We start from the raw sequence: 16,840 nt of genomic DNA on the forward strand, positions 1-16,840 counted from the left end.
TGTACTACAAGCACCCGCCTGGGGAGATCCGTTCCCGTCTGGCCAGGACGGCCAGGCACGCGCGATCGGCTCGACAACCACCGGTGCGAGTGTTTCCAGAATGTGCCAGCAGGTAGTGACAGGCTCCTGAAGAGGCCAGGGCCCCTTCAGGAGTAAGGTTAGTCAGGAATCAGGACTTTTTGTCGTCAGCCGCTTTGTCGGTCGGATTGGCGATCAGGGCCTTGAGCTCGTCGCTCATCGGGAACATCAGGTTCAGGCCTTTTGGCGGGATCGGCGATTGGAACCACTTGTCGTAGATCTTGTTGATCTCGCCCGACTTGTAGGTAGCGACGATGGCGTCGTCCACGGCTTTCTTGAAGGGAGCATCACCCTTGCGGACCATGCAGCCGTAGATTTCGTAGGACTGAGGGGTACCGGTCACGGCCCAGTCGGTAGGCTTCTTGGCCTTGGCCATCTCACCGGCCAGCAGGGCGTCGTCCATCATGAAGGCGACAGCGCGGCCCGATTCGAGCATCTGGAACGACTCGCCGTGGTCCTTGGCGGAGATCACGTTCATGCCCATTTGCTTGTCGGCGTTCATGGCCTTGAGGATGCGCTCGGAAGTGGTACCGGCGGTGGTCACCACGTTCTTGCCCTTCAGGTCAGCGAAGTCCTTGTAGGTGGAGTCCTTCTTGGACAGCAGGCGGGTACCGATCTCGAAGATACCGACCGAGAAGTCGACCTGCTGCTGGCGCTCGACGTTGTTGGTGGTGGAGCCGCACTCGACGTCCACGGTGCCGTTCTGCACCAGCGGGATACGGGTCTGGGAGGTGACCAGGTTGTACTTGACCTTGAGGTCAGGCATGTCGAGGTCTTTCTTGATGGCTTCGACGATCTTCAGCTGGATGTCGTGGGAGTAGCCCACTGGCACACCCGAAGCATCGGCGATATAGGAAAACGGAATGGAAGCGTCGCGATGTCCGAGGGTGATGGTGCCGGACTCTTTGATTTTCTTCAGTGTGCCGGTGAGTTCGGCAGCGAAAACTGGAGTGCTAATCAGAGCGGCAGCGATAGCTGCGCCCAACAGATGGGGAACGATGCGCATCAGTATTTCCTCGACATTTGTTTTTTTTATACAGCCGATTGGACGGCTCTTTTATACAGCGAATGCCTCGACGGCTCCTGTTGTGTTGGCACGACAGGCATTCGTCGGACAGTGTAGAGCATGAGTCGTGCCAGGCCAGTTGATCATGGTCAAAGCCTTGATTTCAAAGGCTATTAAATATTCATGGCAGAGGTTGTGGGGCGGGTTCATCCGGTTTGCCGAATCCCTGGCGGGGTTGCGTTCGGAAATCCGAACGATAATGGCGGCGCTTCGGCGTCGAGAAATGGCGAAGGGTTCATGTTCAGTCCATGAAAAAGCCCCTGGACCTCACGGTGCAGGGGCTTTTTCATGGCAGTGGAACTCAGGCGGCCTTGATCTTGCCGCGATCGAGTTCGATCTTCTGCAGGTAGGCCTGCAACTGCTGTTGCTCTTCCGGGGTGGTGAACAACCCCAGTTTGCTTCGGCGCCAGAGGATGTCCTGGGCCTTCACTGCCCACTCCTCGCTGCACAGGTAGTCCACTTCGCGGCTGTAGAGACCACCCCCCAGATGCTCGCCCATGTCGCTCAGGCTGTGCACTCCCTCCAGCAGGCGCCAGGTACGGCTGCCGTAGGTCGTCGCCCAGCGGCGGGCGATCTGGCTGGGCAGCCAGTCGAATTTGCTGCGGATGGCGTCGGCCAGGGCCTGTGGCGTGGTCATGTCCTCGCCACCGGGCAGGCTGGCGCGGGCAGTCCAGCTCGGCTTGGCGTGCTTGAAGTAAGGCACCAACTGGGCCATGGCCGACTCGGCCAACTTGCGATAGGTGGTGAGCTTGCCGCCGAACACCGATAGCAATGGAGCTTCGTCGCCATTGCCGGACAGCGCCAGGGTGTAGTCACGGGTCACTGCCGAAGGGTTGTCGGATTCATCGTTGCACAGCGGGCGAACACCGGAGTAGGTGTGCAGGATATCGCTGCGGCTCAGTTGTTTCTTGAAGTGGGCGTTGACTACCTGCAGCAGGTAGTCGGTTTCCCCTTCGGTGATCGCTACCTTGGCCGGATCACCGGTGTATTCACGGTCGGTGGTGCCGATCAGGGTGAACTGGTCGAGGTAGGGGATGGTGAAGACGATGCGCTGGTCTTCGTTCTGCAGGATATGCGCGTGCTCACCTTCGTATAGCTTGGGCACGATCAGGTGGCTGCCCTGGATCAGGCGGATGCCGTAGGGCGATTCCAGCTTCAGGTCGTCCTTGATGAACTTGGCGACCCAAGGTCCGGCAGCGTTCACCAGGGCCTTGGCAGTGATGGAGAACAGGCTGCCATCGGCGCGTTCCAGGTCCAGTTGCCACAGACCCTTGCTGCGACGAGCACTGACGCAGCGAGTCTGGGTGTGTACGTGGGCGCCATGTTCACGGGCAGCCATGGCATTGAGTACCACCAGGCGTGCGTCATCGACCCAGCAGTCGGAGTATTCGAAACCCTTGGTGATCTGCGCTTGCAGCGCGCTGTCGGCGCCGAACTTCAGGCTGCGCGAGCCGCCGAGTTTTTCCCGCTTGCCCAGGTGATCGTAGAGAAACAGGCCGGCACGGATCATCCAGGCCGGACGCAGGTGAGGACGGTGCGGCAACACGAAGCGCATGGGCTTGACGATATGTGGCGCCTTGGCCAGCAGCACTTCGCGTTCGGCCAGGGCTTCACGTACCAGGCGGAACTCGTAGTGCTCCAGGTAACGCAGGCCACCGTGGATCAGCTTGCTGCTGGCCGATGAGGTGTGGCTGGCCAGGTCGTCCTTTTCACAAAGGAACACGGACAGGCCGCGACCCGCCGCATCTGCGGCAATTCCAACACCGTTGATCCCACCGCCAATGACGGCGATATCGTAAACCTCGGAAAGAGGGCGCGCGGGCAAGGTAGAAGTGGGCATCGACTGGCCTCGTGTTGCTTTGATATTTGAATTCGAACATTAATGTTCATTTCCGAAAATACTAGCGCATAAACAAGGCGGTATCCAGCGCGCTTCGATTGAAAAAACTGATCGAAGGGCCCCGAAAAGTCGGTTTGCGAACATTGTCAGGCGATTATTGCAGTCGTGGGTGTGCAGGCAGGAGGCGGGCAGGAGAGTTGCCGCAACGGCCGGGCAAGGAAGACTGCCCGGTCGTGGGTGAAGGGGCGTCAGACGACTTCGAGGCGGATCTTGTGCTGGTTGAGCAGTTGGGTCAGGGCTGGTACTGGTTGCTGGTCGGTGACCAGGCAATCGATCAGGCTGATGGGGCCCAGGCGGATCATGGCATTGCGTCCGAACTTGCTGGAGTCGGCGGCCAGGATCACCTGCCGGGCATTGGCGATGATCGCCTGGGAGACCCGCACTTCCTGGTAGTCGAAATCCAGCAGGCTGCCGTCTTCGTCGATGCCGCTGATGCCCACCAGGGCGAAATCCACCTTGAACTGGTTGATGAAGTCGACGCTGGCCTGGCCCACTACGCCACCATCGCGGCGGACATTGCCGCCGGTCAGCAGCACATCGAAATCATCCTTGGCACTGAGCATCGAGGCCACGTGCAGGTTGTTGGTGATGATCTTCAGGTGGCTGTGGTTGAGCAGGGCGCGGGCGATGGATTCGGTCGTGGTACCGATATTGATGAACAGCGAGGCGTGATCGGGGATCTGCGCGGCGACGGCTTCGCCGATACGCTGCTTTTCATCGCGCATCTGGTCGGCGCGCATGGCGTAGGCGGTGTTTTCTACGCTGGAGTCATAGGCCGCGCCACCGTGGTAGCGACGCAATAGGTTGGCTTCTGCCAACTGGTTGATATCGCGGCGGATGGTCTGCGGGGTGACGACGAACAGCTGGGCCAATTCCTCGATGCTGACATAGCCGCGTTCGCGGACCAGGTCGAGGATTTGCTGCTGACGGGGAGGCAGATTCATGGGGCTTCCTTTGGGCTGCCGTGCAAAATTTGCCCATGATGCCGCAGGAATCCGCTCCCTACCAGTTGCCAGGCTGGGTGACGGCGAGTGCCGTGTCTCGAAAACCGGCCCGCACACCTTGCCTGCGGCAGGTGGTGGATGCGGCTATGCCGGTTCGTTGCGCAGCCCCGCAGGCCATGCGGGGCTGCCCAGATCGCCTGGAGATGGAATCCAGGATTTGGCTTATTTGGCCTCGTCGTGGGGTTCCCAGTCGCGGGTGCGGCTGACGGCTTTCTTCCAACCTGCATACAGCGCTTCTTTTTCGGTTTCGGCCAGTTGTGGTTCGAACTCGCGCTCGATCACCGCCTTGCCGCGCAGTTCTTCCAGGCTGCCCCAGAAACCGCAGGCCAGGCCTGCCAGGTAGGCAGCGCCCAGGGCCGTGGTTTCACGCATTTGCGGGCGTTCTACCTGGGTGCCGAGGATGTCGGCCTGGAACTGCATGAGGAAGTTGTTGGCCACGGCTCCGCCGTCCACGCGCAGGGCCTTGAGGCGCTCGCCGGAGTCCTGTTGCATGGCGTCGAGCACATCGCGGGTCTGGTAGGCGATGGATTCCAGGGCGGCGCGGATGATGTGGTCCACGCGCACGCCGCGGGTCAGGCCGAACAGCGCGCCACGGGCGTAGGGGTCCCAGTAGGGGGCGCCCAGGCCGGTGAAGGCCGGTACCAGGTACACGCCGTTGCTGTCCTTGACCTTGCCAGCGAAGTATTCGGTGTCGTGGGCGTCGTTGATGATCTTCAGCTCGTCACGCAGCCACTGCACGGTGGAGCCGCCGTTGAACACAGCGCCTTCCAGGGCGTAGGCCACTTCGCCGCGGGGGCCGCAGGCGATGGTGGTGAGCATGCCGTGCTGGGACTTCACCGCCTTGTCGCCGGTGTTCATCAGCAAAAAGCAACCGGTGCCGTAGGTGTTCTTGGCCTGGCCTGGCTCGACGCACATCTGGCCGAACAGCGCCGCTTGCTGGTCGCCGGCGATACCGCCGATGGCGATGCCGCTCTTGGTGCGGCCGTAGATTTCCGAGGAGGACTTCACTTCCGGCAGCATCTCGCGCGGGATGTCCAGGACCTCCAGCATCTTCGCGTCCCACTCCAGGGTATGGATGTTGAAGAGCATGGTGCGCGAGGCGTTGGTGTAGTCGGTGACGTGGGTCTTGCCGCCGGTGAATTTCCAGATCAGCCAGCTGTCGATGGTGCCGAACAGCAGTTCGCCGTTGCGGGCGCGCTCGCGGCTGCCTTCGACGTTGTCGAGGATCCACTTGAGCTTGGTGCCGGAGAAATACGGGTCGGTGACCAGGCCGGTGGTCTCGCGGATATAGTCTTCCAGGCCGTCGCGCTTGAGCTGCTGGCAGATCTCGGTGCTGCGCCGGCACTGCCAGACGATGGCGTTGTAGACCGGGCGGCCGGTGTTCTTGTCCCAGACCACGGTGGTTTCACGCTGGTTGGTGATACCGATGGCGGCTACCTGGTCATGGTGCAGGCCGGCTTGTGCCAGGGCCTCGACCATCACCGCGCTCTGGGTGGCGAAGATTTCCATCGGGTCGTGCTCGACCCAGCCGGCTTGCGGGTAGTGCTGGGCGAACTCGCGCTGGGCGGTGCAGACCACGTTGGCGTCGCGGTCGAAAATAATGGCTCGGGAGCTGGTCGTACCCTGATCGAGGGCAATGATGTAGTTCTTATTCTGAATGTCGGTCATGTCGATTGCCTTGGACGAAATAAGGGAGTGGAAACAGGCGCGGGATCGATTTGGGCAGGATCACGCGCCGCTGGATTCAGGAAGCTTTTACTTTGCCATCTGTGGCCTGCTCGGCCTCTGGAGACGGCGCGCTGCTGGGCAGGTGGCGGGCGATCAGGCTGCGATAGGCAACTGCACCGAGGCAGGCGCCCAGGATCGGAGCGAAGATTGGCACCAGGAAATACGGAATGTCACGGCCGCCGGTGAAGGAAATCTCACCCCAGCCGGTGAAGAACGTCATCAGTTTAGGGCCAAAGTCCCGCGCCGGGTTCATCGCAAAACCGGTCAGCGGGCCCATGGCACTGCCGATCACGGCAATCAGCAGGCCAATCAGCAGCGGGGCCATGGGGCCGCGGGGCAGGCCATTGTTGTCGTCGGTCAGGGACATGATCACGCCCATCAGGATCGCAGTGATCACCACTTCCACCAGGAACGCCTGGGCGGTGCTCAGGGACGGATTAGGGAAGGTGGAGAATACCGAGGCCAGTTCCAGGCTGGCCTGGGAGCCACGGACCATCTGGTGGGCTTGTTCGAAATCGAAGAACAGATTGCTGTACAGCGTGTAAACCAACAGGGCGGCGCAGAAGGCGCCAGCCACCTGGGCCAGGATGTAGAACGGCAACTTGCGCTTCTCGAAATCAGCGAACAGGCACAAGGCGATGCTCACGGCAGGGTTCAGGTGCGCGCCGGAAACGCCGGCGGTCAGGTAGATCGCCATGCTGACGCCGATCCCCCAGATGACGCTGATTTCCCATAGGCCGAAGCTGGCCCCCGCGACCTTGAGCGCGGCGACGCATCCTGTGCCGAAAAAGATCAACAGTGCGGTGCCCAGGAACTCGGCCATGCATTGGCCAGATAGCGACGGTTGTTGCAGAGCAGTTGTCATTGTGAACCTCGATTTTTGTTGTTGTCTGGCGCTGCTGCAAAAGGCATGGAGCGCGACTTCCAACGAAGGCGGAATCCCCATTCCGGCCTCGTCTTGTTACTGGGTAGCAGCTTGCATTTACCGCATGATATTCAGAAACGAAAAAATATAGACAAGAAACACCGCTGTCAAAGGTCGAAAGTGAACGAGTGGTCATTTTATAGATATCAGTCAAATGAATGATCGGCGGCGCTCTGCCCAGGAGTGACAGCAAGGCCGGCGTTGCCGGGGGAGGGGGCTGGTTTTCAAGGCTTGGATTAGAGCCTTTTGTCGATCAATGGCCTAAAATCCGAAAGCTTTGTTTTGCCTTTTATCCCTGCCCTGGAGCTGCCATGACCCCTGCACTGGACCTGCTGAAAAAAGTTCGCGCCGAACATCGCATTCACAGTTACGAACATGATCCCAAGGCAGCTTCCTATGGGCTCGAAGCGGCCGAGAAGCTCAACCTTGATCCGGCACGGGTGTTCAAGACCCTGTTGGCCAGCAGTGAGAAGGGGGAATTGTTGGTGGCGGTGGTGCCGGTGGCCGGCAGTCTGGATCTCAAGGCCCTGGCCCATGCCGCAGGGGTGAAGAAAGCCGAGATGGCCGACCCTGCCGCCGCCCAGCGTGCCACTGGCTACCTGCTGGGAGGAATCAGCCCGTTGGGGCAGAAGAAGCGCTTGCGGACATTTATCGATAGTACTGCGCAGCCCTTGTCCAGCATCTTCGTTAGCGCCGGTCGTCGAGGCTTGGAGGTGGAGTTGGCGGCGGCGGTTCTGGCCGAACATACCCAGGCCGGGTTTGCCGATATCGGACGTCCCTGAGTCTCGGCAGTCGGTACCTGGGGCGTCGTGCGACAGCCGGCTCCGGTGCCACGCCGGAGCCGAGGTGTCGTTTCAGTGGGCGCTGTTGTAGCGCCGTACACCGGAGTCGTTTGCCGGGATCTGTGCCGCCGTGCTGCCGCTGGCCTGGAACAGCACCAGGTGCTCGGCGGCCACGCGAATGCCTACGTCTTCTCCCACCCGATGGTCGGCATGGCTGGGAAAGATCGATTCCAGCTGGCTGCCGGTGGGCAATTGCAGGCGATAGAGAATCGAGGCTCCGAGGAAGGTCTTGCCGACCACCCGAGCTTTGAGCGCGCTGTCGGGGGCATGGACGATGTCGTCCGGGCGCAGTAGCACGTCAACCGCACCACCGGTTGGCCAGGTATAGGCGCGGTTGCCTTGCAGCATGCCCAGTTCGGTATGGACCGATTCGGGGCTGCTCAACTGGCCACGAATGAAGTAGCCCTGGCCAATGAAGCTGGCGACGTAGGGGGTCTGCGGTTCGTGGTAGAGGTTGTAGGGGGTGTCCCATTGCTCCAGGCGACCTTCCTTGAAGACTCCGACCTGGTCGCTCACCGCAAAGGCTTCTTCCTGGTCGTGGGTGACCAGGATCGCACTGGTTCCCCGGCTCTTGAGGATGTCGCGCACCTCATGGCTGAGCTTGCGACGCAGTTCGCCGTCCAGGTTGGAGAACGGCTCGTCGAGCAATAGCAGTTGGGGCTCGGGTGCCAGGGCGCGGGCCAGGGCCACGCGTTGTTGCTGGCCTCCGGAGAGTTCATGGGGGAAACGCTGGCCCAACTGCTTGAGGTTGACCAGTTCCAGCAGCTCGGCGACCACCCGGTCCTTCTCAGGGTGCTTGCGGATACCGAAGGCGATGTTGTCTGCCACGGATAAGTGGGGGAACAGCGCATAGTCCTGGAACACCATGCCGATCCGGCGTTTTTCCGGGGCCAGGGTGAAGCCGGCGCTGGAGATGGTTTCGCCAGCCAGCTGGATTTCACCCTCATGCACCGGTTCGAAACCGGCGATGGCCCGCAAGGTGGTGGTCTTGCCGCAACCGGAGGAGCCCAGCAGGCATCCGATATCCCCGGCGTTGAGGTGCAGGTTGAGGTTCTGCACCACTCGTTGGTCCTGGTAGCCGCAAGCCAGGTTGCGCAGGTTCAGTAGCAATGGCTGGCTCATGCGTGGTGGTACGCCGGCTCGACGAGGAACTCGAGCAGGGCCTTTTGTGCATGAAGGCGATTTTCTGCCTGGTCCCAGGCAACCGAGCGTGGGTCGTCCAGCAGGTCGAGGCTGATTTCCTCGCCGCGGTGGGCGGGCAGGCAGTGCATGAACAGTACGTCCGCTGCTGCCAGGTCGAGCAGGGCACGGTTGACCTGGAAGGGGGCAAACAACTCCAGGCGCTTGGCGGTTTCTTCTTCCTGGCCCATGGAGGTCCAGACATCAGTGCTGACCAGGTGGGCGTCGCGCACGGCTTCCCGTGGGTCGCGGACGATGGTCACCCGGTCCCCAGCCTGGGCGACGAATTGTGGGTTGGGTTCGTAGCCTTCAGGGCAGGCGATGCGCAGTTGGAAGTCGAACTGGATGGCCGCTTCTATATAGCTGTTGCACATATTATTGCCGTCGCCGATCCAGGCCACGGTCTTGCCCTGGATCGAGCCGCGGTGTTCGAGGAAGGTCTGCATGTCGGCCAGCAACTGGCACGGGTGCAGGTCATCGGACAGGCCGTTGATCACCGGCACGCGGGAGTTGGCCGCGAACTCGGTCAAGGTGCTGTGGGCGAAGGTGCGGATCATTACGGCGTCGAGCATGCGCGACATGACGATGGCGCAGTCGCCGATAGGCTCGCCGCGTCCCAGTTGGGTGTCCCGTGGCGAAAGGAAGATGGCTTGGCCGCCCAGCTGGATCATGCCGGCTTCGAAGGAGAGTCGGGTACGAGTCGACGATTTTTCGAAAATCATGCCCAGCACACGATTTTTCAAGGGCTCGAAGAGTACACCGCGGTTACGCAGGTCCTTCAGCTCGATGCCTCGACGGATCACACTGACCAGCTCTTCGGGCGTGCAATCCATCAGGGAGAGAAAGTGCCTTGCGCTCATCATTAACTACCTTATTTGCAACGGACCGCAGATTCTCAAAGCCTTGTTTTGTCGAACAACGGGCTGGACCTGCGGCGGAAGCCGCACGGGGCGACGAAATAGGGGAAGGCGCGATCTTATAATTAAATGTCGCGTCTTACCAATAGTGCTACGACGATTATGGGCATTCAGGGAGGCCAGGGTGCGAATGCGCTGGCACTTCAGGGACCAGTTTCCAGACAGCAGCCAGGCATTTGTACACTGCCCCGGCACGGCTTGGCAATTGAGTGGGGCGCTGCCGGTGCCGGTGCGGTCGTTTTCTGACCCATGGGCCGAAGATTCGTGATGGGGGAGTTTGTGGGGCCCCAGCCTGAAACATTTCCTAATGCAAAGTGCTGGGGTTATAAAGGCGAATCAGTAGCAGGGATGCATGTGCGATGGAGTCCAAGGAGCAACAATTGATGACGCTACTGGGGCTCACGGCCCGGGCGCTCACCGACATGACCGCCTCGGTGACGGCGTTTTCATTCGAGCTGTTGCGCAGCGAGGACCAGGTGACCCGGGCTGCTGCGCGCAAGATGATCGACCGGATGATGAGTATCAGCGCCGGTCTCGACGAGCATTGGCGATTGCTCGCCGAATTGTCGGCCGATTACCCGGGGCAAGGCCCTGTGGATACCACGGCCCAGATACCTTCCGAAGGCTTGCCCAGACTGCCGCCCAATTGAGCGTGGCAATCATGGCCTGGGTTGATGGCCATGAATTCATATGACGAACGTCCCTGGTGTCCTTGCGTGGCTGCGGCCATAGTTTTTGCCTTCGGTGCCTGAACGCAGGTACTTCAAATAATAGAGGCTGGCCATGACCAAGACTCTGCATCACCGTGCTTGCCATCTGTGTGAAGCTATTTGCGGCTTGACCCTGGAAGTGACGCAGGAAGAGGAGGGCGGCCCACGCATTACCTCGATCAAGGGCGATCATCAAGACAGTTTCAGTCGTGGCCATATCTGTCCCAAGGCCGTGGCCCTGCAAGATATCCAGAATGATCCTGATCGCTTGCGCCAGCCGGTACGTCGCATCGGCAAGCAATGGCAGCCTATCGGCTGGGACGAGGCTTTTGCCCTGGTGGCCGAGCGCCTGGTGGATATCCAGCAGCACCATGGCAATGATGCGGTCGCCACCTACCAGGGTAATCCCAGCGTCCATAACTATGGATTGATGACCCATAGCGGCTATTTCCTCAACCAGCTCAAGACTCGCAATCGTTTTTCGGCGACCTCTGTCGATCAGCTACCCCACCATCTGGTCAGTTACTTCATGTACGGCCATGGTTTGCTGTTGCCGATCCCCGATATCGATCACACCGACTTCATGCTGATCCTTGGCGGCAACCCCTTGGCGTCCAATGGCAGCATCATGACCGTGCCGGACGTGGAAAAGCGTCTGAAGGCCATCCAGGCTCGGGGAGGTAAGGTGGTGGTGGTCGATCCTCGACGCAGCGAGACGGCGGCGATGGCCGACCAGCACCTGTTCATTCGCCCGGGTGCAGACGTGGCCTTGCTACTGGGCATGTTGAACAGCATCTTCGAGGAGGGGCCGACCCGCGACAGCCATTTGCAGGTGGATGGGTTGGCCGAGGTGCGCCAGGCGGTTTCCCGTTACACCGCCGAGGCCATGAGCCCACTGTGTGCGATTCCGGCTCCCCTGATTCGTCAGCTGGCCCGGGACTTTGCCAGTGCGGGCAAGGCCGTCTGCTACGGACGCATGGGGATCTCCACCCAGGCGTTCGGTACCTTGTGTCATTGGCTGGTGCAATTGCTGAACCTGATCACGGGTAATCTCGATCGGGTTGGCGGTGCCTTGTGTACCGAGCCGGCGGTGGATTTGGTGGCGGCGACCTCCGGCGGGCATTTCAATGCCTGGCAGAGTCGGGTGTCCGGGCTTCCCGAGTACGGTGGCGAACTGCCCGTTTCAGCCCTGGCTGAAGAAATGCTCACTCCGGGGGAGGGGCAGGTACGAGCCCTGGTCACGGTGGCGGGCAACCCGGTGCTGTCCACCCCCAATGGCCGGCGCCTGGAGGAGGCCCTGGACGGCCTGGATTTCATGGTCAGCATCGATCTGTACATCAATGAGACCACTCGCTATGCAGATTTGATCCTGCCTTCTACCTCGGCGCTGGAGAACGATCACTACGACACCACCTTCAATCTGTTTGCCGTGCGTAATGTCAGCCGTTTCAATCGGGCGATCCTGCCCAAGCCCGAGGGGGCCCTGCACGATTGGGAGATATTCGTCGGTTTGGCCAAGGCGTTCGCGGCAAGGACTGGAAACCCGCTCAAGCCGACCATGGCCCCTGCGCAGATGATCGACATGGGCCTCAGAGCCGGGCGTTATGGCGATGGCTCACCGTTTGGCTTGTCCTTGCAGACCCTCGAGCAGCACCCGCATGGCATCGACCTGGGGCCTCTGCAGCCAAACCTGGCGCAGCGCCTGAGGACCGATAACCGCAGGGTCCAGGTCGCACCGCCGGCGATCATGGCGGACCTGCAGCGCTTTGCCGAGCAGGGGGCGCCGGCAGTGGAGGAGTTGCTGCTGATCGGACGCCGGCATGTGCGCAGCAATAATTCCTGGATGCATAACTATCATCGCCTGGTGAAGGGCAAGCCTCGCCATCAGTTGCTGATGCATCCCCAGGACCTGGCCCGGCGGGGCCTGAGCGATGGCCAGAGGGTGCGTATCAGTTCCCGGGTCGGTGCGGTGGAAGTCGAAGTGCTGGCCAGTGAGGAGATGATGCCCGGAGTGGTGAGCCTGCCCCATGGCTGGGGGCACGGGCGCTCGGGAGTGCAGATGAACATTGCCACGCAGCAGCCGGGCTGCAGCGTCAATGACCTGACCGATGAGCGCCACTTGGATGCACTGTCGGGAAACGCTGCATTGAATGGGGTACCGGTAAAGGTTGAGGCCGCCTGAGAAGTCTGTCGGAGAGGCCAAGCAGTACGCTCAGGATTCCGTTACAATGCGCCACCGTGCCGACAACAGAGTCGGAAAGTTCAGCCGAGGTGTTCCATGGATATCATCGAAACTATTAAAGAGCAGATTGCCAACAACACCATTCTGCTTTACATGAAAGGCTCGCCGAATGCCCCACAGTGTGGCTTCTCCGCGAAAGCCGCTCAGGCCGTGATGGGGTGTGGCGAGAAGTTCGCTTACGTGGACATCCTGCAGAACCCGGAAATTCGCGCCAACCTGCCAAAATACGCCAACTGGCCAACCTTCCCGCAACTGTGGGTAGACGGTGAGTTGGTTGGCGGTAGTGACATCATGGCTGAAATGTTCGCCAACGGTGAACTGCAGACCCTGATCAAAGCCGCTGCCGAGAAAGCAGCCGCAGCCAAGACCGAAGCCTGATCCAGGCTGTCTTGCAGGAGCGAGAGCACTCGCTCCTGCGCATTACGCGAATATATCCACGTAATGCAAAAAAGCCCCACTTCTGGAAAGAGGCGGGGCTTTTTATTGTCGGGGATATAACGAGCTAAGTTACTCGTCACCCATTTGCGATTGCAGATAGTTCTCGATACCAACTTTATCGATCAGGCCCAGTTGGGTTTCCAGCCAATCGATATGTTCTTCTTCGGATTCGAGAATATCTTCCAGCAGTTCACGGCTGCCGAAGTCGCCGGCCGATTCACAGTGGGCGATCGCTGCCTTGAGGTCTGCATGACCGGTACGCTCGATGCGCAGGTCGCACTCGAGCATTTCCTTGGTGTGTTCACCGATGTGCAGCTTGCCCAAGTCCTGGACGTTAGGCAGGCCTTCGAGGAAAAGAATGCGCTTGATCAGCTTGTCCGCATGCTTCATTTCGTCGATGGACTCGTGGTACTCGTGCTTGCCCAGCTTGTTCAGGCCCCAATCTTCATACATGCGGGCATGCAGGAAGTACTGATTGATCGCGACCAGTTCATTGGCAAGGATTTTATTGAGATGCTGGATGACTGTGATGTCGCCTTTCATGATGGGGTCCTGCCCTGTAATTAGTGGAACATGGGCAGAGTTTGAGCCGCATAAAGATTACTGTCAAACCTAAGTTATTGAATAATATATGAAAATTAATCGGAATAAGAATGTTTGTGTTCCGCGTTTTACCTCTAAGCAATTGAATTACAGGCATAAAAAAACCGGACACTAGGTCCGGTTGTTTGAATCTGGGTGATTAAATCAAGCGACATTGAATTCCACTGGATAGGGAATTGCCGCCTGGGCACTCTGCAATTCGCTCAAAGTCTCACGAACCACTTGCTTGGCAAGGCACGCACACTTGCCGCATTGGCTGGCAACGCCAGTGGCCTGACGTACTTCGCGGTAGCTGCAGCAGCCTTCGTAGATCGCTTCGCGGATTTGACCGTCGGTGACACCGGTGCAGAGGCAGACATACATAGGATGAGAACCGTCGCTGGTTGGGGGCTCAATTGCGATGGATCTTAATGTTAACGAGAATGATTGTCAAAGTGGTTTCGACAGCCTTTATGGTCTTTTCCTGCCGGAGTGACGAATGGCTTTTGCTCCCGGTAATGACAGATTAATGGCATTTCCAGCCTTGCAGGCCTGCTTGGAGAAAAACCACTAAGGACAGCTCAAAACGCCGTGTATCATGGGCGGTTCTTGCGGAGCGGGGCCAGGTCATGGAGTTGTCGCATCAGCGTGGCAGACTCAGGACCCATCCCCTTCTTCCATTACTACGTCCACACCAGGAGATATCCAATGAGCGTACTCGTAGGCAAACAAGCCCCTGACTTCACCGTCCCAGCCGTTCTGGGCAATGGCGAAATCGTCGACAGCTTCACCCTGTCCTCGGCCATCAAAGGCAAATACGGCCTGGTGTTCTTCTACCCACTGGACTTCACCTTCGTCTGCCCGTCCGAGCTGATCGCCCTGGACCACCGCATGGCTGACTTCAAGGCCCGCAACGTAGAAGTGATCGCTGTTTCGATCGACTCGCACTTCACTCACAACGCCTGGCGCAACACCCCGATCAATGCCGGCGGCATCGGTCAGGTTCAATACATCATGGCTGCCGACATGAAGCACGAAATCGCCAAGGCCTACGACGTAGAGTCCGAAGGCGGCGTGGCTTTCCGTGGCGCGTTCCTGATCGACGACAAGGGTGTGGTTCGTTCGCAGATCGTCAACGACCTGCCGCTGGGCCGTAACATGGAAGAGCTGATCCGTCTGGTCGACGCTCTGCAATTCCACGAAGAGCACGGCGAAGTTTGCCCAGCCAACTGGAAAAAAGGCGACAAGGGCATGACCGCTTCGCCAGAAGGCGTTGCCGCTTACCTGACCGAGAACGCTGGCAAGCTGTAAGGCCAGGCCTCTCGCATAAAAAAACCGGCCTTAAGGGCCGGTTTTTTTATGCAGGCGATATTCAGTCGTCGAAGTCTTGCCAGCCGCCCATTTCCTTCCAGCGGTTGACGATGCCGCAGAACAGCTCGGCAGTCTTCTCGGTGTCATAGCGCGCCGAGTGGGCCTCGCGGCCGTCGAAGTCGATGTCCGCGCTCTGGCAGGCCTTGGCCAGTACCGTCTGGCCGTATGCCAGGCCCGCGAGTGTAGCGGTGTCGAAGCTGGAGAACGGATGGAACGGGTTGCGCTTCATGTCCAGACGCGCCACGGCGGCATTGAGGAAGCCCAGGTCGAAGCTGCTGTTGTGACCGACCAGGATCGCGCGCTTGCAACCGTTGGCCTTCAGGGCCTTGCGCACCCCGCGGAAAATATCCGTGAGGGCGGTCTCCTCGCTGACAGCCATGCGCAGGGGGTGATCGAGTTTGATCCCGGTGAACTCCAGGGCCGCAGGCTCGATGTTCGCGCCTTCGAAAGGCTCGACCCGGAAGAAATAGGTGTGTTCGGGGAACACGAAGCCTTTTTCGTCCATGCCGATGGTGGTGGCGGCGATTTCCAGCAGTGCGTCGGTAGCTGAGTTGAAACCACCGGTTTCAACGTCGACGACGACTGGCAGGTAGCCGCGAAAACGTGCCGCCATGGGGTGGCGAGAACCACCGCTGTTACCTTCTTGCTCGTCGTCGAAATGGTCGTCACTCACGAGTGATCCTCCAGCAGGCGCCAGCGCAGTTTTTCTCCGGCGCGCAGCGGAATGACGGTCAACTCGCCGAATGGCAGGTTGGCGGGGGCGGTCCATTCTTCACGAACCAGGGTGATGCGATCGGTGTTGGCCGGCAGGCCATAGAAGCGTGGGCCGTTGAGGCTGGCGAAGGCTTCCAGTTTGTCCAGCGCATTGCGCTGTTCGAAGGCTTCGGCATACAGCTCGATGGCCGCGAAAGCGGTGTAGCAACCGGCGCAACCGCAGGCGGCTTCCTTGGCATGCTGGGCATGGGGCGCCGAGTCGGTACCGAGGAAGAACTTCTCGTTGCCGCTGGTGGCCGCATCCAGCAGGGCATGCTGGTGGATGTTGCGCTTGAGGATCGGCAGGCAATAGAAGTGCGGGCGAATCCCGCCGACCAACATGTGGTTACGGTTGTACAGCAGGTGGTGTGCAGTGATGGTGGCGCCGACGTTGGCCGAAGCCTCCTTGACGAACTGCACGGCATCGGCGGTAGTGATGTGCTCGAACACCACCTTGAGGGTCGGGAAGCGCTCGACCACTCGCCGCATGTGTTCATCGATGAAGATCTTCTCGCGATCGAAGACATCGATATCACCATGGGTCACTTCGCCATGGACCAGCAGCGGCAAGCCGACTTCAGCCATGGCTTCCAGGACTGGGAAGATCTTGTCGATGCTGGTCACGCCCGAGTCCGAGTTGGTAGTGGCGCCGGCCGGGTACAGCTTGGCGGCGTGCACGAAGCCACTGGCCTTGGCTTCACGGATTTCGTCCGGTTGGGTGCGGTCGGTGAGGTAGAGCACCATCAGCGGTTCGAAGCTGCTGCCGGCTGGGCGAGCAGCCAGGATACGCTGGCGGTAGGCATCGGCCTGTTCGGCGTTGCGTACCGGAGGTACCAGGTTGGGCATGATGATGGCGCGGCCAAAGGTGCGCGCGACATCTGCGACTGTATTGGGCAACACGGCCCCATCGCGAAGATGGATGTGCCAGTCGTCGGGACGCAGTAGGGTCAGGCGGTCGGACATGGGAGGTTCCAGGCGGGTAAAACTAGGGGGGAATGCTACCGGAAAAGACTCTTGCAGGCACTCGCTATCAAGTTTTGCTCAGAGCAACCGATATCCCGAAGGTATGGCGTATTCACGCCTGTCGATTTTTCTGTTGTACACG

At 59.9% G+C, this 16,840-nt stretch carries 16 protein-coding genes; 5 read left to right on the forward strand and 11 right to left on the reverse strand.

What is annotated here, in order from left to right; genetic code table 11:
- Positions 1 to 169: 169 nt before the first annotated feature.
- The 5 genes from C4K39_RS23535 to C4K39_RS23555 all read right to left on the reverse strand — a co-directional run bounded on the left by C4K39_RS23535 (position 170) and on the right by C4K39_RS23555 (position 6,641).
- Complete coding sequence (locus C4K39_RS23535; RefSeq protein ID WP_060840809.1) at positions 170 to 1,084, reverse strand: glutamate/aspartate ABC transporter substrate-binding protein; 915 nt, start codon at positions 1,082 to 1,084, stop codon at positions 170 to 172.
- A 361-nt stretch (positions 1,085 to 1,445) separates the two neighbouring features.
- Positions 1,446 to 2,984, reverse strand: a complete 1,539-nt coding sequence (glpD, locus tag C4K39_RS23540) for a glycerol-3-phosphate dehydrogenase (protein ID WP_068584984.1) — start codon at positions 2,982 to 2,984, stop codon at positions 1,446 to 1,448.
- Positions 2,985 to 3,232: 248 nt separating this feature from the next.
- The gene (locus tag C4K39_RS23545) at positions 3,233 to 3,988 is read right to left on the reverse strand and encodes a DeoR/GlpR family transcriptional regulator (RefSeq protein WP_011063123.1); all 756 of its coding nucleotides are present in this window, start codon (positions 3,986 to 3,988) and stop codon (positions 3,233 to 3,235) included.
- Positions 3,989 to 4,210: 222 nt separating this feature from the next.
- Entirely contained in the window at positions 4,211 to 5,716 is a 1,506-nt protein-coding gene (gene glpK / locus C4K39_RS23550; RefSeq protein ID WP_068584987.1) for a glycerol kinase GlpK, read from the reverse strand.
- 76 nt (positions 5,717 to 5,792) lie between these two features.
- Positions 5,793 to 6,641: an MIP/aquaporin family protein gene (locus C4K39_RS23555; RefSeq protein ID WP_068584990.1), complete on the reverse strand. Its 849-nt coding sequence runs from the start codon at positions 6,639 to 6,641 to the stop codon at positions 5,793 to 5,795.
- A gap of 371 nt (positions 6,642 to 7,012) precedes the next feature.
- Between C4K39_RS23555 and ybaK the strand changes: the two genes are divergently transcribed.
- Positions 7,013 to 7,483, forward strand: a complete 471-nt coding sequence (gene ybaK, locus C4K39_RS23560) for a Cys-tRNA(Pro) deacylase (protein WP_068584993.1) — start codon at positions 7,013 to 7,015, stop codon at positions 7,481 to 7,483.
- A 72-nt stretch (positions 7,484 to 7,555) separates the two neighbouring features.
- On the opposite strand, the gene C4K39_RS23565 is transcribed toward ybaK, so the two are convergent.
- Positions 7,556 to 8,665 carry an ABC transporter ATP-binding protein gene (locus tag C4K39_RS23565; RefSeq protein ID WP_068584996.1) on the reverse strand — a complete coding sequence of 370 codons (1,110 nt, stop codon included), beginning with the start codon at positions 8,663 to 8,665 and terminating at the stop codon, positions 7,556 to 7,558.
- Positions 8,662 to 9,582 carry an ornithine carbamoyltransferase gene (argF, locus tag C4K39_RS23570; RefSeq protein ID WP_068584999.1) on the reverse strand — a complete coding sequence of 307 codons (921 nt, stop codon included), beginning with the start codon at positions 9,580 to 9,582 and terminating at the stop codon, positions 8,662 to 8,664. The genes C4K39_RS23565 and argF overlap by 4 nt, the downstream gene beginning before the upstream one ends.
- A gap of 416 nt (positions 9,583 to 9,998) precedes the next feature.
- Here argF and plzR point away from each other — a divergent pair, with 416 nt between their 5' ends.
- From plzR to grxD, 3 genes are all read left to right on the forward strand, one after another.
- The gene (gene plzR, locus C4K39_RS23575) at positions 9,999 to 10,289 is read left to right on the forward strand and encodes a PlzR type 4 pili assembly inhibitor (protein ID WP_068585002.1); all 291 of its coding nucleotides are present in this window, start codon (positions 9,999 to 10,001) and stop codon (positions 10,287 to 10,289) included.
- A gap of 133 nt (positions 10,290 to 10,422) precedes the next feature.
- Complete coding sequence (locus C4K39_RS23585; protein WP_124347529.1) at positions 10,423 to 12,531, forward strand: molybdopterin oxidoreductase family protein; 2,109 nt, start codon at positions 10,423 to 10,425, stop codon at positions 12,529 to 12,531.
- Positions 12,532 to 12,627: 96 nt separating this feature from the next.
- On the forward strand, positions 12,628 to 12,969 hold the full coding sequence (gene grxD / locus C4K39_RS23590) for a Grx4 family monothiol glutaredoxin (protein WP_022640619.1): 342 nt from the start codon (positions 12,628 to 12,630) through the stop codon (positions 12,967 to 12,969).
- A 129-nt stretch (positions 12,970 to 13,098) separates the two neighbouring features.
- On the opposite strand, the gene bfr is transcribed toward grxD, so the two are convergent.
- Entirely contained in the window at positions 13,099 to 13,572 is a 474-nt protein-coding gene (gene bfr / locus C4K39_RS23595; RefSeq protein ID WP_022640618.1) for a bacterioferritin, read from the reverse strand.
- Positions 13,573 to 13,776: 204 nt separating this feature from the next.
- Positions 13,777 to 13,995, reverse strand: coding sequence for a bacterioferritin-associated ferredoxin (locus C4K39_RS23600; RefSeq protein ID WP_068585012.1), 219 nt, complete (start codon positions 13,993 to 13,995; stop codon positions 13,777 to 13,779).
- A gap of 324 nt (positions 13,996 to 14,319) precedes the next feature.
- On the opposite strand from C4K39_RS23600, the gene C4K39_RS23605 reads away from it, so the two are divergent.
- Positions 14,320 to 14,922, forward strand: a complete 603-nt coding sequence (locus tag C4K39_RS23605) for a peroxiredoxin (RefSeq protein ID WP_022640616.1) — start codon at positions 14,320 to 14,322, stop codon at positions 14,920 to 14,922.
- 61 nt (positions 14,923 to 14,983) lie between these two features.
- Here C4K39_RS23605 and rnt read toward each other — a convergent pair whose 3' ends face one another.
- Together rnt and pyrC are read right to left on the reverse strand one after the other, a co-directional pair.
- Positions 14,984 to 15,655 (reverse strand): ribonuclease T, encoded by a 672-nt coding sequence (gene rnt / locus C4K39_RS23610; protein ID WP_068585014.1) that lies wholly within the window; start codon positions 15,653 to 15,655, stop codon positions 14,984 to 14,986.
- Positions 15,652 to 16,698 (reverse strand): dihydroorotase, encoded by a 1,047-nt coding sequence (gene pyrC, locus C4K39_RS23615; RefSeq protein ID WP_124347530.1) that lies wholly within the window; start codon positions 16,696 to 16,698, stop codon positions 15,652 to 15,654. The genes rnt and pyrC overlap by 4 nt, the downstream gene beginning before the upstream one ends.
- Positions 16,699 to 16,840 lie beyond the last annotated feature (142 nt).

The sequence above is a fragment of the Pseudomonas sessilinigenes genome (assembly GCF_003850565.1).
Taxonomy (GTDB): Bacteria; Pseudomonadota; Gammaproteobacteria; order Pseudomonadales; family Pseudomonadaceae; genus Aquipseudomonas; species Aquipseudomonas sessilinigenes.